Genomic DNA, 23,944 nt, shown 5'->3' on the forward strand with positions numbered 1-23,944 from the left:
CCAAAAGCAAAATTATACCTTTTATTATAAAGTTTTATGGTTAGATTTGATAGAATTTAGCCCAAATTTTTTAAGGACAGGTTATGAAACAGACAATCACAGAAAAAATTTTCAGCGAACATGTGGGTGAAGCGGTCAGTGCAGGGCAAATCGTAGAGAGCAAAATCGATATGGTCATCGGCAACGACATCACAACGCCGATTTCGATAAAGCAGTTTGAGCTAAGCGGCGCAAAGGCTTTGGCAAATCCAGACGGCTTTGCGATCGTAATGGATCACTATATCCCTACAAAGGACATTTTAAGCGCAAATCAAGCCAAAATTTCACGCGAATTTGCCTACAAACACAACCTAAAAAACTATTTTGACGAAAAAGATATGGGAATAGAACACGCCCTAATGCCTGAAAAAGGGCTAGTGGTACCAGGCGATGTCATCATCGGAGCTGACTCGCACACCTGCACGCACGGCGCACTTGGAGCGTTTTCTACCGGCATGGGAAGCACGGATTTAGCTTATGCGATGATAACGGGCAAAAACTGGTTTAAGGTGCCAGAAAGCATAAAGGTGGTTTTCAAGGGCAAGCCGGGCGCGCATATTTACGGTAAGGATTTGATACTTGAAGTAATCCGCCAAATCGGCGTTGATGGCGCACGCTACAAAGCGCTAGAATTTGTTGGCGAGGCGATTGCGCACCTTGATATGGATAGTAGATTTTCGCTTTGTAATATGGCGATCGAGGCTGGCGGAAAGAGCGGAATCGTCGCGTGCGATGAGGTAACAAAAGAATTTCTGGCCGCTAGAACGCTACGAAGCGAGCCGAAATTTCACTACTCAGACGAGGGGGCAAACTACGAGCGCGTCCTAGAAATCGACACTGCAAATTTAGACCCAGTGATAGCGTATCCATTTTTGCCAAGCAACGGCAAAAGCGTGAGAGAGGCGGTAAAAGATAGTATCGCAGTCGATCAAGTCTTCATCGGAAGCTGCACAAATGGGCGTTTAAGCGATCTTCGCATAGCAGCGCAGATTTTAAAAGGTAGAAAAGTAGCTCGCAAAACTCGCCTTATCATCACACCAGCTACGCAAAAAATCGCTCTACAAGCGCAAAAAGAGGGCTTGTGGGATATTTTCGTCGAAGCAGGCGCAGTCGTGAGCAATCCGACCTGTGGCGCGTGCCTTGGCGGATATATGGGTATTTTGGGCGATGGAGAGAGGTGTGTTAGCACGACAAATCGCAACTTCGTAGGCCGCATGGGCGATCGCACGAGCGAAGTGTATCTAGCAAACTCAGCCGTCGCAGCAGCTAGCGCAATCGCTGGTAAAATCGCAGATCCAAGAGATTTATAACTTAAAATTTTGCCATTTTTTAATGGCAAAATTTACCCAAATTTTAAATTTCAAATGAAAAAATCCAAAGCTTGTTTTCTTTTCATAATTTATCTTTGTGCGCTCTTTAAAATCACGATTTTTAGGGCAAATTTTAGGCTCGATCAAATTTGGCGTGTCGGCGAATACAATCTCGTGCCATTTAGCGATTACGCAAATATTTTGAAATTTGGCGCGATAAAATTTATCTATCTTTTTGCGGGAAACATAGTCTGGTTTGTGCCGTTTGGGCTTTTTGCGCGATATTTTTTCCCAAATTTTAGCATGCGAAAAATTTTGATTTTTGGCCTTTTGCTCTCACTAATAATCGAAATTTCACAATTTGTCTTTAAAAGCGGAATTTTCGAGCTTGACGATTTGATTTTAAATGTTTTTGGGGTATTTTTGGGGATAAAATTTGGCGAAATTTTAAAATTCCGCCAAATTTAGATTTAAAACATCTCTGGGATTCGAAAATAGTGATTTATCGCGCCGTTGCCCCTGCCAATGTGCAAATCTTGCATTAGCGCTGTGCGGACGAATTCTTTCGCACTACCAACCGCTTCTTTTACGCCAAGCCCCGCTGCTAGGGCGCAAGCGATAGCTGATGAGAGTGTGCAACCTGTGCCGTGAGTGTTTTTGGTGATGATTTTGGGTGCGCTAAACTCGCTAAATTCGCCATTTTCGTAAAGAATATCGCGCGCTTCGCCCACGCCTGCTAAATCTCCGCCTTTAACCAAAATCGCTCCGCTGTAAAATTCGGCGATTTTTAGCGCGGCTGTTTTCATATCGTCGAAATTTTCGATTTTAACGCCACTTAGCGCGCTTGCTTCTTTGATATTTGGCGTGATAATCGCTGAAACGCTAAAAAGCTCAAATTTTAGCGCGTTCATTGCGCTATCTTGCATTAGCACGCCACCGCTTGTAGCGACCATGACAGGGTCTGTGACGACATTTTGCGCGCCAAATTTTTTCAACGCTTTGGCTATGGTTTGCGCGATTTGGGCAGTAGAAATCATGCCGATTTTCACAGCGTCTGGGACGATGTCGCAAAATACGCTTTCTAGCTGGGCTTCGACGAAAGAGGGCTCGATATTTAGCACGCCTTGCACGCCAAGCGTATTTTGGGCGGTGAGGGCTGTGATGACATTTTCGCCATACATTTTGTGGGCGGTTATGGTCTTAATATCGGCTGAAATACCTGCGCCGCCACTACTATCAACACCTGCGATTGTAAGAACCTTTTTCATGGCTTTCCTTTAACTCAAAAATTTATTAATTATACTTTACAAAATTTACCGCTTGGAAATTTTTTAGTCTAATCCTTTTTATGTGGGGGCGGCGCTCAGAGTTGCGAGGGTCGCCCGCCCCCACACCCCCACCCGACCGACGCTAGTGGTGGCGCACTTCGTGCGCAAATTTTTTAAATTTCATACAATTTCACCTTGCTAAAAATTAAATTTTCATCGCTATAATAGCGAGTTTATTTTAAATTTAAGGATTAAAATGTTTGATTGGATCAGCTCGCCTGAGGCGTGGATAAGCCTAGCCACGCTAACTGGGCTAGAAATCGTTCTTGGCATAGACAATATAATTTTCATAGCGATTTTGTGTTCGCGCCTGCCTCAGGAAAACCGCGATAAAGCTCGCATTATGGGGCTAGCTCTTGCGATGATTACGCGAATTTTGCTTCTACTTAGCCTTAGCTGGGTAATGGGGCTGACAAAAGAGCTATTTAGTGTGTTTGGGCATGGTTTTAGTGGGCGAGATTTGGTGCTAATCGGCGGTGGTTTGTTTTTGCTGGTAAAATCCACGCTCGAAATCCACTCTTCTGCCGTGGGCGAAAGCCACGAAGAGCGAGTAGATGAGAAAAAGGCTAGCTTTGGTGGCACGCTAATTCAAATCGCTTTGCTTGATATAATTTTCTCGCTTGATAGCGTGATTACGGCTGTGGGTATGGCACAGCACCTGCCTGTAATGATACTAGCTGTCATCATCGCCGTGGCTGTGATGATGTTTGCTAGTGGGGCGATTGCGAAATTTGTCGATGATAATCCTACGATAAAAATTCTTGCGCTTTCGTTTTTGATTTTGGTGGGTGTTTCGCTCATCGCAGACGGACTTGGGTTTCATATCCCAAAGGGCTATATTTATTTTTCTATGTTTTTCTCGCTCGTGGTCGAGCTCATCAATATCCAAGTGCGCAAAAAATCTGAAAAAAACTAGGTTAGCTTCGGTTAGATTCGGGCGATTTTGGGGTTAAAATTTTAGCCTAAAATCGCCTTTAAATTTTACAAAAGGAGCTATTTTGAAACCGCTTAGATTTGTAGGAACCGGGCTTTTAATCGCTGTTTTTGGCTTCGTCGCATTTAGTGGGGCCGGTATGTTTTTTGGGCTAAAAAGTGGGGTTATGAAAAATTTCCACGAATACTTTGGCATGGCTATGCTAGCCCTTGCGCTGGTGCATATTTTCATAAATTTCAAACCTTTTAAACTCTATTTTAAAGGCTGGCAGGGGCTTGTAATCTGCGCTATTATCGTGCTTAGCTGCGGATACGCTGGATACAGCCTCAAAGGCGCTAGCGGGGCTGGAAATCCAGCTAGGGCTGTGTATATGCAGGCTCTAAATTTGGAAATTAGCAAATTTAAAGGCGCATTTGGCACGGATAATGCGAAATTTAGCGCATTTTTAGAGGGTAAGGGTATAGCGAATTTCGACGAATGCCTAAATTTACGCGAAGCGTGTGCTAAATATAATCTCAAAGAGGGCGAAATCCTAAACGCACTTTTGCCAGCTCGTGCGCCAAAAGGCGAGGCGGGCGGCGCGCAAAAAGGCAAAAATTCTCACTAATAAATTTTGGCAAATTTCAAATTTGCCAAAATTCAGCCATTATTTTTTAAGTCAAATTTTAATAAAATCCCAAATTTAAAATTTCAGAGAAGGGTCAAATTTAGCAAGGCTAAATTTTAAAAATGTTAAAAGGTATCGCGTTATCGCTGTTTTCTTCTATCGGGTTTGCGAGCATTTATTATATGTCGGTTTTCATGCAGCCTCTTGGCGGGCAGGAGTTGCTGGGATACCGCATGCTAGTAACATTTCCGATAGTGGCGCTGTTTTTGGTGCTAGGGGGTAAAAAAACAGAGATGAAAAAGCTACTTGTCCGTTTGATAAAAAAGCCGTTTTTGCTCATAATTTTACTCGCGACTTCCGCTACAATGGGAATTCAGATGTGGTTGTATCTGTGGGCGCCAAGTAACGGCTACGCACTGCAAGTCTCAATCGGATACCTCATAATGCCAATTTCCATGGTGATTTTTGGCAATCTTGTCTTTGGCGAGAAAATTTCGCGCCTAAAAGCTCTGTGCGTGGGCTTTGCGGTGATTGGAGTGTTTTCAAAAATCCTAATCGGAGGCGCGCCGTCGTGGCATAGCGCGATTGTTTTTATAGGATTTCCGCTGTATTTTTGCCTAAGGCGGTATTTCAGGCTAGAAGGGGCTAGCAGTTTCGCCCTAGAAATCGCGCTTTTGTTGCCATTTTGTTTGTGGTTTGTAAGCAACACTGACCTTGGCGCGGTCGCAGTGCAAAATCCAAACATTTACACGCTTTTATCGGTTTTGGCACTATTGAGTGCGACTGCACTTTTGGCTCAAATTTTATCAAGCGCGCTAATTCCGATAAATTTCTTTGGGCTATTAATCTATGTCGAGCCACTTTTGATGTTAGGCGTTTCTTTGCTTTTGGGCGAAAAAATCGAGCCTGATTCGTATATTTTGATGATTTGCCTATTTATAGCTATTTGCTTTTTGGTGGCTGATACGATTATCTCTATAAAACGCGCAAAAAGGGCTAAATTTTACATTAAGGCAAAATAACTGTAAAATGGCGCAAAAATTTAATCAAGGAAGTAGATGAAAAGAGTTCTTAGTGTTCAAGATATTTCGTGCGTGGGTAAGGTCTCGCTTAGTGCTGCTTTGCCAGTGATTAGCGCAATGGGGCTAAGCGTTAGCGTTTTGCCTACGGCGGTGCTTTCTATGCATACTGGATTTAGCGGTTTTACATTTCGCGATCTCACCAAAGATTTGCGCCCTATAATGTCGCATTGGCACGAGCAGGGGGTGGAATTTGACGGAATTTACACTGGATTTTTGGGCTCGCAAGAACAAATCGCGCTTATTAGCGAACTTTTTATGGAATTTGGTGGAAGCGGAAAGACGATATTAGTCGATCCGTGTATGGGCGATAATGGCGAATTTTACCCCGGATTTGATAGCGACTTTGCCCGTATGATGGCGCTTTTGTGCGCTAGTGCTGATGTGATTACGCCAAATATCACGGAAGCTTGCGCAATGGTTGGGGTGAAATACCGAGAAAAGGCCGAGAGGGAATTTATCTTTGATTTGCTCGAAGGACTAAAAGATTTAGGCGCATCAAAGGTGATTTTAAAGGGGATTAATTACATAAGCGAGCAGTGTGGCGTGTTTAGCTACGACGCCAAAGACGGGCGTATGAGCGAGTATTTCCACGAGCTACTACCTGTGAAATACAACGGCACGGGCGATATTTTTGCCTCGGTTGCATTTGGTGCGCTAATGCGTGGCAAATCCCTCCAAACCGCAATCCGCATAGCCGCTGATTTCGTCGTAAGCGCGATGAAAGAGACTATGAGTGATAGCGAGTGGAGGCGCAGCGACGGAGTAAAATTTGAGCTTGTAATTCCTGAGCTTGTAAGGAAAATTTAAAAGCCAAATTTTAAAATTTTGGCTTTTAAATTTATTTTTAAAAATTAAATGCATAAATTTATACTATTTTAAGTGGTTGCTAAATTTGAAAAAGGTATAATCTTCAATCACTATTTTTTGGGAGAATACAATGAGAACAATCCAAGCAAGTGAAATCTCTAAAACAGTTGCAGAGCTTTGCAAAAAAGCCTGTTATGTAGTAACGCCAGATATGAGAAAAGCGTTTGAAAAAGCAAAAGAGACTGAGGTTTCTTCAATCGGTAAAGAAATCCTTGGCAAATTGCTTCAAAATGCTGATCTTGCAGAAAAAGGCGTAGCTCCAATCTGCCAAGACACAGGTATGACGGTAGTTTTCGTAGAACTTGGTCAAGATGTGCATATCGAGGGCGGATATATCGAGGACGCTATCAACGAGGGCGTTAAAAACGGCTATGTTGATAACTACCTAAGAAAATCAGTTGTAGCTGAGCCACTATTTGAGCGCAAAAACACCACAAACAACACTCCTGCTGTTATTAACATGCGCATAGTCCCAGGCGAAAAACTAAAAATCACAGTTGCTCCAAAAGGCTTTGGTAGCGAGAATAAATCTGTGCTAAAAATGCTTGTTCCAGCTGACGGCGTAGAGGGTGTGAAAAAAGTATTCCTTGAAGCTGTAAAATATGCTGGTCCAAACTCATGCCCTCCAATGGTTCTTGGCGTAGGAATCGGTGGCACAATGGACAAAGCAGCGCTTCTTGCAAAACAAGCAGCTGTTCGCTCAGTAGATAGCAGAAACCCAGATGAAAGATACGCAAAACTAGAAGATGAGCTATTAGAGCTTGCTAGACAAACAGGCGTTGGCCCACAAGGTCTAGGCGGTCTAAACACTGCTGTTAAAGTAAATGTAGAGTGGTATCCAACTCACATCGCAGGTCTTCCAGTAGCTATTAATGTCAATTGCCACGCAGCACGCCACGCAAGTGCTGAACTTTAAGGAGATAATTATGTCAGAAGTAAAAAGAATAACAGCTCCATTTGATAAAGATGTAGTAAAAAGCCTAAAAGCTGGTGATAATGTCCTAATCACAGGCACAATCATCGCAGCACGCGACGCTGCCCACAAGGCTTTGACTGAGACTTTGGCTCGTGGCGAGAAACTGCCTGTAAATTTAGCTGGCGAGACTATTTATTATCTTGGCCCAACACCTGCAAAACCAGGTCAAGCAGTAGGCGCAGCAGGTCCTACAACAAGCGGTCGTATGGATAAATACACTCCAACAATGATTAACGAAGTGGGTATCAACGGCATGATCGGTAAGGGTTATAGAAGCGACGCAGTAGTTGAAGCTATGAAAAAATCAGGTTGTGTTTATATGGTAGCTATCGGCGGAGCTGGCGCGCTAATTAGCCAAAGTATCAAAAAATACGAGGTTTTAGCTTACCCTGAGCTTGGCCCAGAGGCTGTGGCAAGACTAACAGTCGAGGATTTTCCAGCGATTGTCGCAATTGATTGTGAGGGAAACAATTTCTACGAAGTCGGTCAAGCACCATACAAAAAAATCTAATCCATCTAGGGCAAATTTGCCCTAGAATTTTAAAATTTAACCCTAAAATTTAAATCTCAAATTTATCGCTCTTACGCCTAGCATAACAGCTGCAAAAATCGCCAAATATTCGGCACTGCTGAATAAAAATGTATTTTTGTTTTCTAATCCAAAACCGGTTTTAAAAAATAGATATTCGTAAAAATGCAGATCCACAAACGAATAAATTCCAAAAGCTAAAAGAGCCAAAAATAGGCAAAATTTCAAAATTTTACCAAATTTCACGCTAAGCAAATTTGCAAAAATTCTAAAATTTAACCCCAAATGCGTAGCACTTAGCAAAAACAGCGCGTGCGTGGCAAACATGTGGATATTTTTGGCTGCGTCCGAGCCAAAGCCAAAATCAATAAACGAAAAAATATGCTCGCTAAGAAAAACAGCACTTATTAGCGTTGCCAAAAATGAACCTAAAAGGGCGAAATTTAGGGCGTTTCGCACCCTAAATTTGGCTAAGTATTTACGACGCGAAAAGGCATGAAAAAGGGCGAAAAAGATTAAGATTAAGCCCAAAATTTCATGCGCTATCTCGCCAAATTTTTTGTAATTCATACACAAAACTAGGGCAAAAATCGCGCCCCAGTAAAATGATTTTTTATTAAATTTCATTGCAAAATTTATTTTGAAATCTCATCAAACCACGCTTTTAGCTCGGTTTTGGCTTTCTCTCTTTGATTTTGCGCCACGCTTCCATATAGGCTAAAATAGCCCAAAACCTTGGTTTTTGTCGCTTTTTCGACCGAGCCGATAGTCCTATCTAAGCCACTTCCTTCGTGGGTGTTAAAGACGAAAATTGGCTTGCCCGCGAAATTTTGCCCCTCTAAAAATGTGAAAACGCCCATTGGCAAATCGCCCCACCAAGTAGGAAAGCCCAAAAATACGGCGTCAAAATCAGCTAAATTTTTATCAAACGGCTTAATCTCTGGTCTTGCTTTTTGTTTTTGTTCGCTTTTTGCAAAATCTATCGCGGCTTGATACTCTTTGGCATAGGGCGTTAGAGTTTCGATTTTAAAGAGTTCGCCGCCGCTAAATTCCGCCAAATACTCAGCCAAAATTTCGGTATTTCCCTTCTCGATATAGCCCACCTGATAATTCTCATCTGCGCGCGAAAAATACGCGATTAGCACCTTTTTACCACTCATATTAAATCCTTGTGAAACCTTTGTGTCAGCGGCATTTCCCGCACAGCCAAAGAAAAATAAAAGAAAAAAAAGTAGGATTTTTTTCATACTTGCCCCTTAGTTAAAATTTCAAAGATTATATAAAAAAAGCGAAAATTTCGTTAGAAAAATTCTCTAAATTCATTGCCTAATCCTGCAAAATTTGCCAAATTTGAAATTCGGCGCAGTATCACGGGCTTGCGTAAGCAAAATTTAAAATTTATCTATATGTATCGCAGCGTTTTATCCAGCCAGCCAGCCAGCGCGCTTCATCGCGGTTTGTTGGTGCGTTAGCCACCCTGCGCTTTAAAACAAATTTCGCGCACCTGCGAAATTCGCTCATTGCCTCTTTTTGCGCGCTCATGCACTCCAAAACCTGCATTAGCCCCCAACCTTCGCCCATATATCGCTCGCTCACTTTTATGCCCTCGCCTTTGAAATTGACATAATCAATGAGCGCATAAAGCCCGTTTGGCGAGCTTGCGACGCGGTAAAACTGCGATTTGATATGCTTTTTTTTATCACTTAAATTTTGCATTTTTTCTAGGGAGTTTTGAAGCCTTTCATAGATAAATTCTACCTGCAAATTTTTGGTTTGATACAAAAAATTTTCTAGCTCTATCAAATCCGCGTCGCCTGATTTTTTTAGCGCATCAAGCGCGGTTTTGCTCTGCCAAGGCGCGTGAGAGTGCAGGCGCAGTATTTTTGGAAGCCTCGCGCCGCGAATTTTATAAAATTTCACTAAATTTGGAAAGCTCTCTTCGAATTTATCTTTTTCGTCTTTTTTATACCAGATGAAGTGTCCGATACCCAAGGACGGGAAATTCTCGCCACTATTCCAGTGGATTAAATTTGACTTTTTTGCTCCGGTTTCGTTGGCGTAAATTTTCTCTGCCACGCTGGATAAATCCACGCCAAACGCGCCCGCGCACAAAAACGCCAAAAGGCTAAATTTCGCTAAATTTCGCATAAATTTATTGCTTTTTCACGCCGTGCAAAAAGATTTTAATGCGGTCTTTTATGAAATTTTCTTTGTCTAAATTTGGCTCTTCGCCGAAAAATATAAGGCGGTTGAAGTGTGGCTCGCGAAGCAAAAAGCAAAAATAGCGTGCCAAATACTCAGGATCTGCGCTATCAAACTCATCAATATGCGCCCTAAAATAATTGCTAAGCCCCGCTGGAAATGCAAGCGTGCTAGTATCTAAGAAGATTTTGGAGACATTTTTTAGCATGGAACCAAAGGTTTTTGAGGTTCCAAGCAAGATATTTTTTAGAAATTTTTGATTTTCGGCACTATAAATAAAGTCGAAATAAATCGGAGCAAATTCGCTCAAATACTCCTGTGGCGCGAGGTTTTCGTCTAAGCTAAGCAGATTATCTAGCTTTTTATCAAGCCTTTGGGTGTGAAATTCGACCACATGCAAAAACAAATTTTCCTTGCTTTCGAAATATTTGTAAATCGAGGCAAGCGAGCCACCGCTGATAGCGACGATATCATTTAGGCTGACGCTGTCATATCCTCGCTGTAAAAATAGCTCTGTGGCCACCTCGAAAATTTTTTCTATGCGAATTTGCGATTTATAATACCTTGATTTTTGTGCCATTAATCCTTCCTATCGATAAATTTTTGTTGCGGATAGACAAACACACTCTCGCGTGTAACGCTGATTTTTTCATCATCAACCGCGTAAGCTTTGATGATTAGCGGTAAAACGACATTATCATGCTCGTTTTCTAGGCTCAAATTTGCCTTGCTTGTGAGCGAGACTATGATTTTTGCCTTTTTGCCAGGGCTTACCTTTACAGGCTCGTCTGGGCGAGAAATGCTGATATTTTCGTTATCTACGCTAAAAAAGAAGCTGTGCGGTTCGCTATGGGTGTTTTCGAATAAAAATGTATAGCTGTTTTTGACGATTTTTTCGCCGTTATCGTCGAAATCTATTTTATAGAGCTGGGTGTTTCGGTTTATGTTTAAAAGCATGCTCTCTTTCGTGCCACTCATCACCACTAGCCCGATTAGCGCAGCGGCTAGCACACCGATATAGCCAATCGTGCGAAATCGCATAAATTTAACCTTGCTTTGTGATTTTTGCGCATTTAGGCTCGTCCAGTTGATAAGTGGAGCTTTGCCTAGTTTGCTCATTACATTTGAACATGCGTCGGCGCATTCTAGGCAGTTTATGCACTCTAACTGCATGCCTTTGCGGATATCGATATGTGTCGGACAGATCCTCGCGCACGCCTGACAGCCGGTGCAATCCCCGCTAGAAGGCTTGTTTGAGATTAAATTTTTATGCTCGTCATAAATCGCGCCACCTCTGATATCATCGTAAATCACGCCAAGCGAGTCTTCATCGAGCATGGTCGATTGAATCCTTGCGTAAGGGCAGATGAAAACGCAGAAATTCTCGCCCAAAAATGTGATATCAAATGTCAAAAACGCCGTAAATCCTAGCACTATGCCAAAAAGAAGTTTATGCTCGCTGACCTCGCCTAGATAGGCAAAAAAGCTTTGTGGCGGCACGAAAAACCAGAGCAAATTTGAGGCTGCAATCAGCGCAACAATGGCAAAAAGCGCAACCGCGATAACGCCCTTTGCGCCAGCTTTTTCGCCCTTTTGTTTGTTTGTGATAGAGCCACGAATTTTAAGAATTTTAGTGCAGATTAAATCTCTATAAATCACGCGAAAAATCGTTTGCGGACAGGCCCAGCCACACCACACACGCCCGCCAAGCGTGGTTAGGAAAAATATCGAAATGAAAAAGAAGATTATCAAAAACGGCATTAAGAAAAATTCTTGCGTCGAGAAGGTGTTGAAAAAAAGGTGAATTTCTTTTTTTTCAAAACTGATTAAAAATAGGTGTTTGCCGCCTATTTGAAGCCACGGCATGATGAAAAGCCACAGCGAAGCGATAGTGTAAAAAAAGTAGCGCTTCTGCCTAAATTTTGTGATTTTACTCTCCATGAAATGTCCTTTTTGTATAAATGCACGATTTTACTCTTAAAAGATTAATTACATATTAAAAATATAGAATTTGGATATTATGTCGCGAAAAAAATCCAAATTTGTCCGTGAAATTTGATATTTAAAGCCCATTTTTAGGCAAATTTCGCCATAATACCCAGTTTTAAAATTTCAACGCGGATAAGGCGAATTATGAGAGAGGTTTCTATAAGCGAAGCGTCCGAAATTTTGGGTGTTTCAAAAGAGGCGATTTACAATAGAATCAGGCGAAATTCTATTCGCACGACAGAGATTAATGGCGTAAAATATGTCGTTTTGGAAGACGAAAATGATGAAATTTCAAATTCTAGCGCGCAAGGAGCTAGCGCAAAAGTGCGCCCCTCAAAACCTGCCCCGCAAAATTCGAACCAAAATTTTATTGATTATTTAATCAAAGAAATCGCCGAGCTAAAAGAACAAATCCAAACCTTACAAAGCGACAAAGATAGGCTCCACCGCGAAAAAGAGGAAATTTTAATCTCATCAAAAGAAGAAATCAAGCTTATGTATAAAGAGCGAGATGAGAAGCTTGGGTATTTTCTCTCGTTTTTTGAAAAGCCACTAATCGGCGAGAGTGCGCGTGATAAAAAACCATACGATGTCGAGGTAAAAGAGCAAATTTTCGATGAAAACGAGTGGCTAAGCCTAGCGAAATTTATCAAAAGCCTAGATTTAGGGCGCAAAAAACGGATGAAAGCCCAAAGTCTAATCATCGAAAATATCGGCGCGAACGAGCTAATCAGGGTCATTGGCGATGAGCTTTTGGTGCATAAGAGTTTAGATATCAAAAATTTAAAAGGAAAAAAATGAAAATTAGAAAAATTGCAAGTTATGCGATTGTGGGCGGTTTCGGACTGATTTTATCTGGCGCTTTGGCAGGCTGCGAGCGCGAAAATACAGGCTCAGAGCTTCGTATCCAAGAGGGCGCGCTAGTTAGAATCGAGGAAGTAGCACCTGGAAAATACAAAATTTTAGAGGAATTTCCTAGCGAAAAAACGCAAATTATCTTAAAAAGCTTGGACGGAAGCGAGAGAATTTTAAGCGAGGCTGAGACAAACGCACTTTTGGCTGAGGAAAACGCCAAAATCGACGCTGGCACTTCAAATTTAACCAACCAAAACGCCGAAATTTCTAGTGGCGGATACAGCCTTGGCGAGGCGATTTTAGCAAGCGCAGCAGGGGCAATCATCGGCTCATGGATAGGCTCGAAACTCTTTGGCTCGCCGGCGTATCAAGCGCACAGACAAACAGCCTTTAAAAACCCTAGCGCGTATTCAAGGAGCGTAAACAGCTTCAAAGAGGCTAGGGCAAATAACGCCAAAGCAAAAAGTGGCAAAAGCGGATTTTTCGGCTCCAAATCAGGCGAGAAAAGCGCGCCCACAAAAAGTGGCGGTAGTGCATTTGGTGGCTAAATTTGCTCCGAATTTGCCCAAATTTAGGCTAAATTTTTAAAATTCAAGGAAATAGATGAAACTCAAAAAACTAACCCCGCTAAGCAATGAATTTTTAGAAAAACTTGGCTTTTCGTGGCACACTGACGCGGATTTATCGGCATACATAGCAGATGAGGTCGTCCGCGTGAGCGCAGAGGAAGCAAACGCCTATTACGAGGCGGCAAACGAGCTGTATGATATGTTTATCGCTGCGGCGCAGTATGTGATAGATAATGACCTTTTCCACGAGCTTGGAATTCCCTTTAATCTAGTAGAAATTATCAAAATGAGCTGGGAAAATGATGTACATTGGCACCTTTATGGCAGGTTTGATTTCGCTGGCGGATTAGACGGCGAACCGATAAAACTGCTTGAATTTAACGCCGATACGCCAACGGCTGTGTTTGAAACAGCGATTATCCAGTGGGCGCTACTTAAAGAAAACGGACTTGATGAAATGGCGCAGTTTAACGAGCTTTTCGCCGCGATTAGCGATAATTTCAAACGCCTTGTCGTTTTGGGCGGAGAGTTGGAGGAATTTGATAAATTTTACGAGGGGTGGAAAATTTTGTTTAGCTCGGTCGCTGGAAGCGATGAGGACGAGAAAACAATCAGGCTTTTGCAAACAGCTGCCGATGAAGCGGGCTTTAAGACAGCCTTCGCATACGCGCACGAGGTCGAGTTTGACGACGAGAAGGGGGTATTTTTTGGTGGCGAAAATTACGAGTATTGGTGCAAACTAATCCCGTGGGAGGCGATTGCTATCGAGGAGGGCGAGCTAGCCTTGATACTAAAAAACATAATGAAAAACCAAAAGGCAATTATCCTAAACCCCGCATACACGCTACTTTTCCAAAGCAAGGGAATAATGAAAATTTTATGGGATTTATACCCAAATCACCCGCTTTTGCTAGAAAGCGCATGCGAGCCACTAATCGGCAAAAAAATGGTCAAAAAGCCGTTTTTTGGGCGCGAGGGGGCAAATGTGAGTATTTTTGACGAAGACGGCAAAAAAATCAAAGAAAATGGTGGCGAATACGCAAATCAAAATTTCTTATACCAAGAATTTGCAAATCTAAACACTGATAAAAACGGCGCAAAATACCAAGCTGGGGTGTTTTACGCCTTTGAAGGCTGTGCGCTTGGATTTAGGAAGGGCGCAGATATCATCGACAATTATTCTAAATTTGTCGGTCACTACATCGAAGGGGTGGAGTAATGAAACCAAAAATTGTTTTACTTGACGCTGATACACTAGGAAGCGACGCAAATTTCAGCGAATTTGAGGCCTTAGGCGAGCTTGTAACATACCCGAAAACAAAGCCAGAGCAGACGATCGAGCGTTTAGCGGGCGCTGATATTGTCATTACAAACAAGGTTTTAATCACAAAAGAGGTGCTCGAAAAGACAAATTTAAAGCTAATTTGCGTAAGCGCAACCGGCACGAACAATATCGACTCCGAAGCGGCAGCAGCGCATGGCGTGCCTGTGAAAAATGTCGCTGGGTATTCGACCAAAAGCGTATCGCAACAAGCCTTTGCTACGCTTCTAGCGCTTTTAAACGATGTGAGATACTATGCAGATTATGGTCAAAACAAGTGGAGCCAAAGTGAAATTTTCACACATTTAAACGCGCCAATTGATCAAATTTCTGGCAAAAATTTCGGCATAATCGGCCTTGGCGAAATCGGTCGTGAAGTAGGGCGCATAGCAAAAGCCTTTGGCGCAAATGTCTGCTACTACTCTACAAGCGGGGCGCACGATGACGCTGAGTTTAAAAGGGTGGATTTGGAAACTATGCTTAAAGAGTGCGATATCATCACGGTTCATGCGCCATTAAACGAAAAAACAAAAGGGCTAATCGGCAAAGATGAAATCGCTAAAATGAAAAAGGGCGCTGTGTTTATGAACTTTGGTCGTGGCGGAATCGCTGATGAGAGTGCATTGGCATGGGCTATCGATGAAATGGGACTTCGCGTGGGTCTTGATGTGGTCGAAAAAGAGCCGATTAACGCTGATAATCCGCTTCTTGGCGTGAAAAACAAGGCAAATCTAATCCTTACTCCGCACATTGCGTGGGCGAGCGTGGAGGCGCGCAAACTGCTAATCTCCAAAATCGCAGGAAATATTAAAGAATTTTTAAATGCGTAAATTTAAAGGGCAATTTGCCCTTTAAATTTTAAAATTTTGCAAAATTTATAAAGTCTAAATTTAACTATTTTAAAACCCTTTTTAAAATTTAAAAAAGGGTTTTAAATTTAAATCTACGCTTCTAGTATCGCGCCGCTGCTGGCGTTGGTTACTAGTTTTTGGTATTGGCGAAGCCATCTGCCCTCTACTTTTTTGCCCTCGTATTTCCATGCGGCACGGCGAGCGGCGATTTGGGCGTCGCTTAGACGGACATTAATGCTGAAATTATCCACATCGATATCGATTATATCGCCGTCTTTGAGTAGCCCTATCATACCGCCCTCGGCTGCTTCTGGGCTTACATGACCGATACTTAGCCCCCTTGTAGCACCGCTAAAACGCCCGTCTGTGATGAGCGCGACATCTGCGCCAAGGCCACGGCCCACGATTAGGCTAGTTGGGCTTAGCATTTCTTGCATACCAGGACCTCCTCTTGGGCCCTCGTAGCGTATGACGACTACATTTCCTTTTTGCACTTTTCCGCCCGAAATCCCCTCGATTGCCTCATCTTGGCTGTTAAAGCAAATCGCTTTGCCACTAAATTTGCGCTCGCCGATGATTCCAGCGGCTTTTATGACACAGCCTTGCTCGGCCAAATTTCCAAACAAAATTGCTAGTCCGCCACGCTTAGAATACGCGTTTGCTACGGTGTGGATTATGTTTTCGTCCTTGATATCGTCGTTTTGGATACGCTCACCTAGGCTTTCGCCACTGATTGTGAGTAAATTTAAATCAAGCAAAGAGCTATCAAATTTGCTTATTTCCTTCATTATAGCACCTAGCCCGCCTGCTTTTTGCACATCTTGCATATGCACGCCAGGTAGGCTTGGGCTGACTTTGGCTATGTGAGGCACACTGCGCGAAATTTCGTTTAATTCCGCGATATCAAGTGGCGCGCCCGCTTCGCGCGAAATTGCGAGCATGTGTAAAATCGTATTTGAGCTACCGCCCATTGCCATATCCATAACCATGGCGTTGCGGATCGATTTTTCGTTGATTAAATTTCGGATTTTAAATCTCTCATCGAGCGCAATTTCGCAAATTCTTCTAGCAGCTGCGCGCAGTAATTCCTCGCGCTCAGGCGTAAGGGCTAGAATAGTTCCATTGCCTTTAAGTGCGATTCCGAGAGCTTCGCATAGGGTATTCATTGAGTTTGCAGTAAACATACCAGAGCAACTTCCTCCACCAGGACATGCCGCGCACTCGATAGCTTTTAACTGCTCTTCGCTAATCTTGCCAGTCTCATACGCGCCAACAGCCTCAAATGCGGTATTTAAGTCGATTTGTTCGCCACCTAGCCCCTTGCCAGCAGCCATTGGGCCACCACTAGCAAAAATCGTAGGCACATTTACTCTCAAAGCTCCCATTATCATACCGGGCACGATTTTATCGCAGTTTGGTATGCATAGAAGAGCGTCGAGTTTGTGAGCGTTCATCACGGTTTCTATCGAATTTGCGATGATTTCGCGACTTGGTAGCGAGTAGAGCATTCCGCTATGCCCCATTGCGATACCGTCATCGACGCCGATTGTGTTAAATTCAAACGGCACACAGCCATTTTTACGAATTTCGTCTTTTACGATTTTGGCATATTCGTTGAGATAAAAATGCCCCGGAATACACTCGATAAAGCTATTTGCCACGCCGATAAACGGCTTATCAAAGTCCTCGTCCTTTAATCCTGTCGCGCGAAAAAGTGAGCGGTGCGGTGTGCGTGTGTAGCCCTTTTTAACGATATCGCTTCTCATAAAAATCCTTTGAAATGAAATTTGGTGATTTTATCAAAATTTTAATAAATTTTAGCAGGTGAAATTTGGCAGAATTTAGTAGTTGCGAGAAAATCTCGCAACTAAATTTTATGCAAAAAATAGATAAACATAAAGCGATACTATCACCGCACCAGCGAAGGCTAGGTAAGCACCTGCTTTAATCATATCCATTTGTTTAATCATACCAGTGCCAAAAACTAGGGCATTTGGCGGAGTCGCTACTGGCATTACAAACGCACAACTTGCGCCGATACCAATTACGATTGTAAGTGTTTCTTTCGGCAAGCCCATGTGAGCTGCTACTCCTGCAAAAACAGGCACCAAAAGCGCAGCCGAGGCAGTGTTACTAGTAAATTCTGTAAGGCAGATGATAAATACAGCAGTTACAAGCAATACCAAATACACAGGCGCGTCTTTGAAGGTATCAGCTACTAGGTTTCCTAGCACGCTAGAAGCCCCTGACATACCTAGCACCGCACTTAGCGTTAGTCCTCCACCAAATAGCATTAAAACACCCCACTCTGTGTTTTCAGCCACATCGTGCCATTTAGCAAGGCCTAGCATTACCACAGCGATTGCAGCGCACACAGCAACATAGGAGTCGTCGATTTTAAAGCCGATTACCTTGCTAATGTCTTTTGAGAAAATCCACGCAAACGCAGTAATTACGAAAACTATGACGGTAAGTATGCGCTTGTTGTTCCATGGAATTTCTTCTAGTTCGATCTCGACTTTGTGATTTAAATTTGGGCGGAAGACCAAATATAGCACCACTAACATGAGTGGAAGCATTAAAAGCATTACCGGAAGTCCCACCTTCATCCAATCAGCGAAATTCCAGCCCAAAGCCTCGGCTGCGATGATGTTTGGCGGTGAGCCAACAATCGTGCCAAGTCCTCCGATACTAGCCGAATAGGCAATTCCTAAGAGTAAAAAGACGATTGTGCCACGATCTTCTTTTTTCTTTGCGTCTAAATTCGCGCAAATTCCAAGCGCAAGCGGTAACATCATCGCAGCGGTTGCGGTATTTGATACCCACATTGATAAAAGCGCGGTTGTGATACATATCAAAATCGCAGCCACGCCAAGGCGTCCGCCAGCTTTTTGGATAAGCCATGTTGCGATTTTTTTGTCGAGTTTTTGCATGTGAAGTGCCGTAGCTAGGGCAAATCCACCAAAAAATGTAAAAATCGTAGGGTTTGCGAAATTTGCCAAGGCGTTTTTTAGCGTCAAAGCTGTAAATTCGCCGTCTTTGCCAAATTTACCAATCCCAATCGCCACAGCCAAAACTGGCACCATAAGCGCTGTAATCGTGATATGCACGGCTTCTGTAAGCCACATAATCGCGATAAATGCCAAAAGCGCCAAGCCCTTTTTGACATTTGGCTCAAACGGCAAGACATTGTAAAGCGCAAATGCAATCAACGCCGCTACTATCGCAATGATAATGCCACGCTTCGGAAACGAATCAACATCGGTTAGTTGCGCTACTTCCGCAACTTCTTCCGAGTTTTGCGGTTCTAGGTCTGGGAAGTTGTGCCCACGCACCTTGATTTGATCAGGCATGTTACTCCTTTTTTGTAAGATTTTATGAATAATACAAAATTAGGTTGGAATTTTATTGAAATTGCGTTAAATAAAATTTGAAAATTTTTTTGTGCGTTACTTATGGTAACAAAATTTTAAAATTTGGCGAAATTTTAAAATTTTTATAAAATAATATTAATAAATTTTATCCTTTAAATTTGATTTAAATTACAAATTTTCACAAATTTAAAATATGTAATGGTCAAATTTAAACGCTCTGCGCGCATAAATTTGACCTAAAAATTATTGAAGCGGGATATTTTCGCCGTTTAGTTGCAATAAATTCGAAGCCTTATCGTAGCTAAAATCAAGCTTTACGCCATTTCCCTCAGGGCGTAAAAACTGCGCTGAATATAGCTCGATTAGTGGCGCGAACGGGCGCAGGCTATCGTAATCAGAGATAAACTCGCCAAGGCTTGTGTCGATTTTAGCGTTGCCGCTGGCGCTCATTTTCGCAAACAGCGTCTCCTCATCGACGAAATCGCCCACGACGCCCTTTGCGCTAAGGCTAAATTTTTTGCCGATGCTGTTTTCGAAGGATAAATTTTTCAAATTTAGCGAAATATCATCTTTGAACAAATCTCTTAAAATTTGCGGATTTTTCGCTAGTTCCTCTGCTTTGTTTTGGTTCGCAAATGCAAGCTCGCGGTAAAGTTTCTCGCTCATAGCGATGTCGCTATCGATTGCGACATTTCGCACTAGCACATCTGCGACTTTGAGGCTTGCTATGCGCGATTTATCGTCCATAAAGTATTTTCCGCTACTAATCTTAGTCTCGCCCTCGCTAGAAGCGTCATTTGCGACGATAAATCTATCGCCCTCCACGGTGATTAGGGCGTTTTTAAGGCTGGAAGTATAGCTCATATCAGCTAGGAAATAATCTACTAGCTCTGCGCCATTTTTGACGCCATTTTTGTATTTCATATCGTAGTTAAGGCCCTGCATTTCGATATCCACACCCTCTACGCCATAAACGAAAAATTTATCCAAACTCAAATTTAGGGTTTTTAAAATTTCGCCATTTAAATCGCTAACTCCGCCAAAATTTAGCCCGCTTAAATTTATCATTACCCCCTCGTTTGAGTATTCGGCGTCTGCTATTTGGGTGATAAATTTAATATCAGTTGCGATTGTGACGCGGTTTGTAACGATTTCCTCGGTTTTGAAAAATTGTTTTAAAATTTTAGCATAGTGTGGAGTAATGGTTTTGATTTTGCCCTCGATTTGCGCGCCATCAGCGATATTTGCGACACTGTGTGCGATAGTATAATCATACCTAAACTCCAAATCCTGCGGGAAAATCTCATCCATTTCGGAATTTAACTTTTGCAAATCCTTAGCCTCTGCCTCGCCATGCACGCTAGCTACGACTGCGACTAGCTGATCTTTTAGGGTTTGTTTTTTAATCACGCCGGTAAAATATCCAGCAGACGAGCTATCGCCTCGGTCGAATTTACGCTCTTTAACCTCGAAAAACTGGCTATTTTCTAGCATTTGGTTAATGTATTTTTCGGCTAGCTCGCCTGCTTTGTTGCCAACTACGCTATCAATAGCCTTGGCGATAGGGTTTGCGGGCGCGCTTTGCTCTACTTTTGGCTCGTTTTGGCTCTCGCCCTTATCTTTGCCTGGCAAAAAGGCAAAACCCAAAATTAGCACGATTACAGCCACTATGGGAACAAGAAATTTTTTCACAGCTTCTCCTTAAAATTTGGATTAAATTTAAAAAGACATTGTAACCAAAAATAATAAAATTTTAAATTATCTATCTTTAACCAAAACAAAGATATAATTTCGCCATTAATCAAAATCAAAATTTAGGATATTTCTATGTCAAAACAAACGAAGTATATTTTTGTGACGGGTGGCGTGTTAAGCTCCCTTGGCAAGGGTATTGCGGCGGCATCGATTGCGACACTTTTGAAGCACTCTGGGCTCAAAGTTCGCATGCTAAAAGCAGATCCATACATCAATGTCGATCCAGGTACTATGAGCCCGCTAGAACACGGAGAGGTTTTTGTCACTGATGACGGGGCTGAAACTGACCTTGATTTGGGACATTATGAGAGATTTTTGGACGAAAATTTAAGCCAAGATAACAACTTCACCACAGGTAGAGTTTATAGCACTGTAATCGAGCGCGAGCGCAGGGGGGATTATCTAGGCAAGACTATTCAAGTAATCCCGCATATCGTGGGCGAAATCGTGCGCCGTATCAAAAAAGCGGGCGAAGACAACGACATTTTAATTGTCGAAATCGGCGGAACCGTGGGCGATATCGAGGGTTTGCCATTTTTGGAGGCGATAAGGGCTATGAGAGTGGAGCTTGGGCGCGCAAACACCATGAATATCCACCTAACGCTAGTTCCTTATATCAAGGTCGCTGGCGAGCTAAAAACCAAACCAACCCAGCACAGCGTGGGCGAGTTGCGCCGTATCGGTATCAGTCCTGATATGATAATTTGTCGTTCGGAAATGCCTTTAAATCGAAATTTAAAGGACAAAATCGCGCTAAGTTGTGGCGTGGATAAAAACTGCGTCATCGAAAGCCCAGATAGCCAAAGCATATATCAAATTCCACTCGCATTTATGAGCCAAGGAATTTTAGAGCCGATTGCAAGCTTCCTAAATTTGGGCGTTTTAAAGCCTGATATGAGCAAATGGGACAGCCTAGTCAAGCGCGTAATCGCTCCGACTAATGAGACCACAATCGCATTTGTAGGCAAATATATCGACCTCAAAGAGAGCTACAAATCCCTAACCGAGGGCATTATCCACGCAGGGGCTACTCTGGATACTAGGGTAAATCTCAAATGGATTGATAGCGAAAAAATAGAAGAGTCAAATTTAGATGAAATGCTAAGCGATGTAAATGGCGTGCTAGTAGCCGGGGGATTTGGCGTGCGTGGCGTAGAGGGCAAAATTTTAGCCATAAATTACGCTAGGACGCACAAAGTGCCGTTTTTAGGCATTTGCCTTGGTATGCAATTATGTATAATCGAATTTGCACGAAATGTGCTAGGTATAAAGGACGCAAATTCAATCGAATTTGACGAAAACACCAAAAGTCCGCTTATTTATCTCATTGATAGCTTTATCGACGCAAGTGGCAAAAAACAAATCCGCACGCACAAAAGCCCGCTAGGTGGGACTATGCGCCTTGGCGGATACGACTGCGATACCAAAAAAGGCTCACTGCTAGCCAAAATTTACGATGGCGCAAAGACTATTAGAGAGCGCCACAGACACAGATACGAGGCAAACCCTGAATATAGAGCCGAATTTGAAAAAGAGGGTTTGATCGTATGTGGCGAATCAAACGGCCTAATCGAGGCGGTAGAGTTAAAAAATCATCCGTTTTTTCTAGGTGTGCAGTTTCACCCAGAATTTACTAGTCGCTTAGTGCGCCCAAATCCTGCGATTTTGGGCTTTATCGAAGCTTCTATTAAAAATGTTAGGTAAAAACGAAGTAAGGGAAATTTTACAATCGAGGTTTGCAAATGATAAACACACAAAACTTAGTGAAATTCCCTTACCAAGCCAGCTCAAAGATATCTATAAGGCTGCATTGCGTATAAAAACTGCCATTGATGAAAATGAACGCATAGCAGTCGTGGGTGATTACGATGTCGATGGTATCGTAAGCACCGTGATTATGAGCGACTTTTTTAACCAAATCGGCGCAGATTATGTCATAAAAATCCCGAACCGCTTCACTGATGGATACGGGCTAAATAACGAAATAATCGACGAATTAGAGGGTATAGGGCTGATTGTTACCGTTGATAACGGCACTTCGGCGATAGAAGCAGCGCAAATTTGCGCTAAAAAGGGCATTGATTTAATCATCACAGATCACCACATGCCACCACCAATCCTGCCAGAAGCCTACGCTATCGTCAATCCAAAACAACCAGACTGCACCTTCCCAAATATCGAAATTTGCGGGGCGCAGGTCGCGTGGTATCTAGTGGGCGCGCTCAAAGAAACCCTTGGTGTGAATTACGATATGTCTAGCCTAATGGATATCCTAATCATCGCTATAATCGCCGATATGATGGAGCTTAGAGATATGAATAGGGCGCTTTTGCGCTATGGTATCAAAAAGCTAAACAACTCAAATCGGGCTTGTTTTAAGGCGATTAAAGAGCATTATTTCAAAAAACATTTCGAATTCGACGATATTAGCTATACGATTGCTCCGCTGATTAACTGCACAGGGCGCATGGACGATGCGACGATGTCGTATAAATTTCTGTGCGCGCGCGATATCAGAGAGGCAAACCAATACCTAAAAATGATAGATAATATTAATAATTCTCGTAAAGAAGAAGAAAAAGCTCTTTACGAGCAAATCGCGCAAAGTATCAACGAAGACGACAATATCATCGTGGTTTGGGGTGATGAGTGGCACGAGGGGATTATCGGAATCGTGGCTTCGCGCCTAAGCAAAACTTACAAAAAACCAGCGATTGTTTTTAGCGTACATGAGGACCGCGCCAAGGGAAGCGCTAGGAGTGTGGGGAAATTTGATATTTTAAATTTAATCTCATCGCAGGCTGAAATTTTAACCACTTATGGTGGGCACAAAGGTGCTGCTGGTGTGGGGATTGAGCCTGCGAATTTGGAGGAATTTAGGCGCAGGGTAAATGCGAAAATCACGCCTGATGATTTGGAGGATTTTAGGGCGGCGGACGATTTGCTAGGCGAGCTAGAAGTTTCGCAAATCGACTTTGAACTGCTTGAAATTTTGGAATTTTTCGAGCCTTACGGGCAGAAAAATCCAAAGCCTGTCTTTAATATCTGTGGTGCGAGTGTGGGCAATGTGCGCCAAATCGGCAAAGAGGGCAAACATATCAAAATGAGTATCCAAAAAAACGGCGCCAGCGTCGAGGCGCTGTGGTTTAACTATGATTTTTTGCCACGCGAAAATCAGAGAGTGGATTTGATTTTTAGCATAAATAAAAATAATTTCAGAAGTGTAATCTCGCCAGAACTTGTGATAAAGCAGATGAGCCCGGCTGAGTAGGCATGAAATTTGGGTTAAATTTAGCGTGAATTTAGCCCAAATTTAGGATTTTTTCCATTGTTTTACCTCTGCTATATCTTCAATC

The 23,944-nt window shown here is 42.7% G+C and carries 23 protein-coding genes; 14 read left to right on the top strand and 9 right to left on the bottom strand.

Annotated features, from left to right (window positions below):
- Nucleotides 1-83: 83 nt before the first annotated feature.
- Nucleotides 84-1,349: a 3-isopropylmalate dehydratase large subunit gene (locus OFN67_RS06500; protein WP_270868606.1), complete on the top strand. Its 1,266-nt coding sequence runs from the start codon at nt 84-86 to the stop codon at nt 1,347-1,349.
- Nucleotides 1,350-1,403: 54 nt separating this feature from the next.
- Nucleotides 1,404-1,817 (top strand): VanZ family protein, encoded by a 414-nt coding sequence (locus OFN67_RS06505; RefSeq protein ID WP_270865669.1) that lies wholly within the window; start codon nt 1,404-1,406, stop codon nt 1,815-1,817.
- Between the two features lie 2 nt (nt 1,818-1,819).
- Here the strand turns inward: OFN67_RS06505 and thiD are convergent, their stop codons facing one another.
- A complete protein-coding gene (gene thiD, locus OFN67_RS06510) occupies nt 1,820-2,617 on the bottom strand; it encodes a bifunctional hydroxymethylpyrimidine kinase/phosphomethylpyrimidine kinase (protein ID WP_270873994.1) in 798 nt (265 codons plus the stop codon).
- Nucleotides 2,618-2,873: 256 nt separating this feature from the next.
- Here thiD and OFN67_RS06515 point away from each other — a divergent pair, with 256 nt between their 5' ends.
- The 6 genes from OFN67_RS06515 to OFN67_RS06540 all read left to right on the top strand — a co-directional run bounded on the left by OFN67_RS06515 (nt 2,874) and on the right by OFN67_RS06540 (nt 7,654).
- On the top strand, nt 2,874-3,593 hold the full coding sequence (locus OFN67_RS06515; RefSeq protein ID WP_270865667.1) for a TerC family protein: 720 nt from the start codon (nt 2,874-2,876) through the stop codon (nt 3,591-3,593).
- An 82-nt stretch (nt 3,594-3,675) separates the two neighbouring features.
- Nucleotides 3,676-4,218, top strand: coding sequence for a DUF4405 domain-containing protein (locus OFN67_RS06520; RefSeq protein ID WP_270873995.1), 543 nt, complete (start codon nt 3,676-3,678; stop codon nt 4,216-4,218).
- A gap of 122 nt (nt 4,219-4,340) precedes the next feature.
- Nucleotides 4,341-5,240, top strand: a complete 900-nt coding sequence (gene rarD, locus OFN67_RS06525; protein WP_270858683.1) for an EamA family transporter RarD — start codon at nt 4,341-4,343, stop codon at nt 5,238-5,240.
- Nucleotides 5,241-5,276: 36 nt separating this feature from the next.
- Nucleotides 5,277-6,107, top strand: a complete 831-nt coding sequence (locus OFN67_RS06530; RefSeq protein WP_270873996.1) for a pyridoxamine kinase — start codon at nt 5,277-5,279, stop codon at nt 6,105-6,107.
- 130 nt (nt 6,108-6,237) lie between these two features.
- A complete protein-coding gene (locus OFN67_RS06535) occupies nt 6,238-7,083 on the top strand; it encodes a fumarate hydratase (RefSeq protein WP_270858685.1) in 846 nt (281 codons plus the stop codon).
- 10 nt (nt 7,084-7,093) lie between these two features.
- Nucleotides 7,094-7,654, top strand: a complete 561-nt coding sequence (locus tag OFN67_RS06540; protein WP_270858686.1) for a Fe-S-containing hydro-lyase — start codon at nt 7,094-7,096, stop codon at nt 7,652-7,654.
- Nucleotides 7,655-7,696: 42 nt separating this feature from the next.
- On the opposite strand, the gene OFN67_RS06545 is transcribed toward OFN67_RS06540, so the two are convergent.
- The 5 genes from OFN67_RS06545 to ccoG form a co-directional block, all read right to left on the bottom strand.
- Nucleotides 7,697-8,299, bottom strand: coding sequence for a DUF4405 domain-containing protein (locus OFN67_RS06545; RefSeq protein WP_270873997.1), 603 nt, complete (start codon nt 8,297-8,299; stop codon nt 7,697-7,699).
- A gap of 8 nt (nt 8,300-8,307) precedes the next feature.
- Nucleotides 8,308-8,919, bottom strand: a complete 612-nt coding sequence (locus tag OFN67_RS06550) for a flavodoxin (RefSeq protein ID WP_270873998.1) — start codon at nt 8,917-8,919, stop codon at nt 8,308-8,310.
- 151 nt (nt 8,920-9,070) lie between these two features.
- A complete protein-coding gene (locus OFN67_RS06555) occupies nt 9,071-9,820 on the bottom strand; it encodes a hypothetical protein (protein WP_270868597.1) in 750 nt (249 codons plus the stop codon).
- 4 nt (nt 9,821-9,824) lie between these two features.
- Nucleotides 9,825-10,454: a TetR/AcrR family transcriptional regulator gene (locus OFN67_RS06560; RefSeq protein ID WP_270868596.1), complete on the bottom strand. Its 630-nt coding sequence runs from the start codon at nt 10,452-10,454 to the stop codon at nt 9,825-9,827.
- A complete protein-coding gene (gene ccoG / locus OFN67_RS06565; protein WP_270873999.1) occupies nt 10,454-11,815 on the bottom strand; it encodes a cytochrome c oxidase accessory protein CcoG in 1,362 nt (453 codons plus the stop codon). Before ccoG ends, OFN67_RS06560 begins: the two co-directional genes overlap by 1 nt.
- 192 nt (nt 11,816-12,007) lie before the next feature.
- Here ccoG and OFN67_RS06570 point away from each other — a divergent pair, with 192 nt between their 5' ends.
- From OFN67_RS06570 to OFN67_RS06585, 4 genes are read left to right on the top strand one after another with little or no spacing between them, the layout of a single operon-like run.
- Nucleotides 12,008-12,664, top strand: a complete 657-nt coding sequence (locus OFN67_RS06570; protein ID WP_270865447.1) for a DNA-binding protein — start codon at nt 12,008-12,010, stop codon at nt 12,662-12,664.
- Entirely contained in the window at nt 12,661-13,266 is a 606-nt protein-coding gene (locus OFN67_RS06575) for a UPF0323 family lipoprotein (RefSeq protein ID WP_270858693.1), read from the top strand. The genes OFN67_RS06570 and OFN67_RS06575 overlap by 4 nt, the downstream gene beginning before the upstream one ends.
- A 55-nt stretch (nt 13,267-13,321) precedes the next feature.
- Nucleotides 13,322-14,506, top strand: coding sequence for a glutathionylspermidine synthase family protein (locus tag OFN67_RS06580; protein ID WP_270874000.1), 1,185 nt, complete (start codon nt 13,322-13,324; stop codon nt 14,504-14,506).
- Nucleotides 14,506-15,438 carry a D-2-hydroxyacid dehydrogenase gene (locus OFN67_RS06585; protein WP_270868591.1) on the top strand — a complete coding sequence of 311 codons (933 nt, stop codon included), beginning with the start codon at nt 14,506-14,508 and terminating at the stop codon, nt 15,436-15,438. The genes OFN67_RS06580 and OFN67_RS06585 overlap by 1 nt, the downstream gene beginning before the upstream one ends.
- A gap of 113 nt (nt 15,439-15,551) precedes the next feature.
- Here the strand turns inward: OFN67_RS06585 and ilvD are convergent, their stop codons facing one another.
- The 3 genes from ilvD to OFN67_RS06600 form a co-directional block, all read right to left on the bottom strand.
- Nucleotides 15,552-17,225: a dihydroxy-acid dehydratase gene (gene ilvD / locus OFN67_RS06590; protein ID WP_270868590.1), complete on the bottom strand. Its 1,674-nt coding sequence runs from the start codon at nt 17,223-17,225 to the stop codon at nt 15,552-15,554.
- Nucleotides 17,226-17,333: 108 nt separating this feature from the next.
- Entirely contained in the window at nt 17,334-18,812 is a 1,479-nt protein-coding gene (locus OFN67_RS06595) for an SLC13 family permease (protein ID WP_270865442.1), read from the bottom strand.
- A gap of 264 nt (nt 18,813-19,076) precedes the next feature.
- Nucleotides 19,077-20,525 carry a hypothetical protein gene (locus OFN67_RS06600; protein ID WP_270868589.1) on the bottom strand — a complete coding sequence of 483 codons (1,449 nt, stop codon included), beginning with the start codon at nt 20,523-20,525 and terminating at the stop codon, nt 19,077-19,079.
- A gap of 135 nt (nt 20,526-20,660) precedes the next feature.
- Here OFN67_RS06600 and OFN67_RS06605 point away from each other — a divergent pair, with 135 nt between their 5' ends.
- Together OFN67_RS06605 and recJ are read left to right on the top strand one after the other, a co-directional pair.
- Entirely contained in the window at nt 20,661-22,292 is a 1,632-nt protein-coding gene (locus OFN67_RS06605) for a CTP synthase (RefSeq protein ID WP_270868588.1), read from the top strand.
- Nucleotides 22,282-23,859 carry a single-stranded-DNA-specific exonuclease RecJ gene (recJ, locus tag OFN67_RS06610; RefSeq protein ID WP_270868587.1) on the top strand — a complete coding sequence of 526 codons (1,578 nt, stop codon included), beginning with the start codon at nt 22,282-22,284 and terminating at the stop codon, nt 23,857-23,859. The genes OFN67_RS06605 and recJ overlap by 11 nt, the downstream gene beginning before the upstream one ends.
- Nucleotides 23,860-23,944: the final 85 nt, after the last annotated feature.

The organism is Campylobacter sp. JMF_11 EL3 (genome assembly GCF_027736965.1).
Taxonomy (GTDB): Bacteria; Campylobacterota; Campylobacteria; order Campylobacterales; family Campylobacteraceae; genus Campylobacter_B.

Coding starts and splice junctions, on each gene's coding strand:
- OFN67_RS06595 (WP_270865442.1), bottom strand. CDS start 18,812: ATGCCTGATCAAATCAAGGTGCGTGGGCACAACTTCCCAGACCTAGAA.
- thiD (WP_270873994.1), bottom strand. CDS start 2,617: ATGAAAAAGGTTCTTACAATCGCAGGTGTTGATAGTAGTGGCGGCGCA.
- ccoG (WP_270873999.1), bottom strand. CDS start 11,815: ATGGAGAGTAAAATCACAAAATTTAGGCAGAAGCGCTACTTTTTTTAC.
- OFN67_RS06540 (WP_270858686.1), top strand. CDS start 7,094: ATGTCAGAAGTAAAAAGAATAACAGCTCCATTTGATAAAGATGTAGTA.
- OFN67_RS06555 (WP_270868597.1), bottom strand. CDS start 9,820: ATGCGAAATTTAGCGAAATTTAGCCTTTTGGCGTTTTTGTGCGCGGGC.
- OFN67_RS06575 (WP_270858693.1), top strand. CDS start 12,661: ATGAAAATTAGAAAAATTGCAAGTTATGCGATTGTGGGCGGTTTCGGA.
- rarD (WP_270858683.1), top strand. CDS start 4,341: ATGTTAAAAGGTATCGCGTTATCGCTGTTTTCTTCTATCGGGTTTGCG.
- recJ (WP_270868587.1), top strand. CDS start 22,282: ATGTTAGGTAAAAACGAAGTAAGGGAAATTTTACAATCGAGGTTTGCA.
- OFN67_RS06560 (WP_270868596.1), bottom strand. CDS start 10,454: ATGGCACAAAAATCAAGGTATTATAAATCGCAAATTCGCATAGAAAAA.
- OFN67_RS06545 (WP_270873997.1), bottom strand. CDS start 8,299: ATGAAATTTAATAAAAAATCATTTTACTGGGGCGCGATTTTTGCCCTA.
- OFN67_RS06570 (WP_270865447.1), top strand. CDS start 12,008: ATGAGAGAGGTTTCTATAAGCGAAGCGTCCGAAATTTTGGGTGTTTCA.
- OFN67_RS06505 (WP_270865669.1), top strand. CDS start 1,404: ATGAAAAAATCCAAAGCTTGTTTTCTTTTCATAATTTATCTTTGTGCG.
- OFN67_RS06550 (WP_270873998.1), bottom strand. CDS start 8,919: ATGAAAAAAATCCTACTTTTTTTTCTTTTATTTTTCTTTGGCTGTGCG.
- OFN67_RS06530 (WP_270873996.1), top strand. CDS start 5,277: ATGAAAAGAGTTCTTAGTGTTCAAGATATTTCGTGCGTGGGTAAGGTC.
- OFN67_RS06580 (WP_270874000.1), top strand. CDS start 13,322: ATGAAACTCAAAAAACTAACCCCGCTAAGCAATGAATTTTTAGAAAAA.
- OFN67_RS06500 (WP_270868606.1), top strand. CDS start 84: ATGAAACAGACAATCACAGAAAAAATTTTCAGCGAACATGTGGGTGAA.
- OFN67_RS06605 (WP_270868588.1), top strand. CDS start 20,661: ATGTCAAAACAAACGAAGTATATTTTTGTGACGGGTGGCGTGTTAAGC.
- OFN67_RS06535 (WP_270858685.1), top strand. CDS start 6,238: ATGAGAACAATCCAAGCAAGTGAAATCTCTAAAACAGTTGCAGAGCTT.
- ilvD (WP_270868590.1), bottom strand. CDS start 17,225: ATGAGAAGCGATATCGTTAAAAAGGGCTACACACGCACACCGCACCGC.
- OFN67_RS06515 (WP_270865667.1), top strand. CDS start 2,874: ATGTTTGATTGGATCAGCTCGCCTGAGGCGTGGATAAGCCTAGCCACG.
- OFN67_RS06585 (WP_270868591.1), top strand. CDS start 14,506: ATGAAACCAAAAATTGTTTTACTTGACGCTGATACACTAGGAAGCGAC.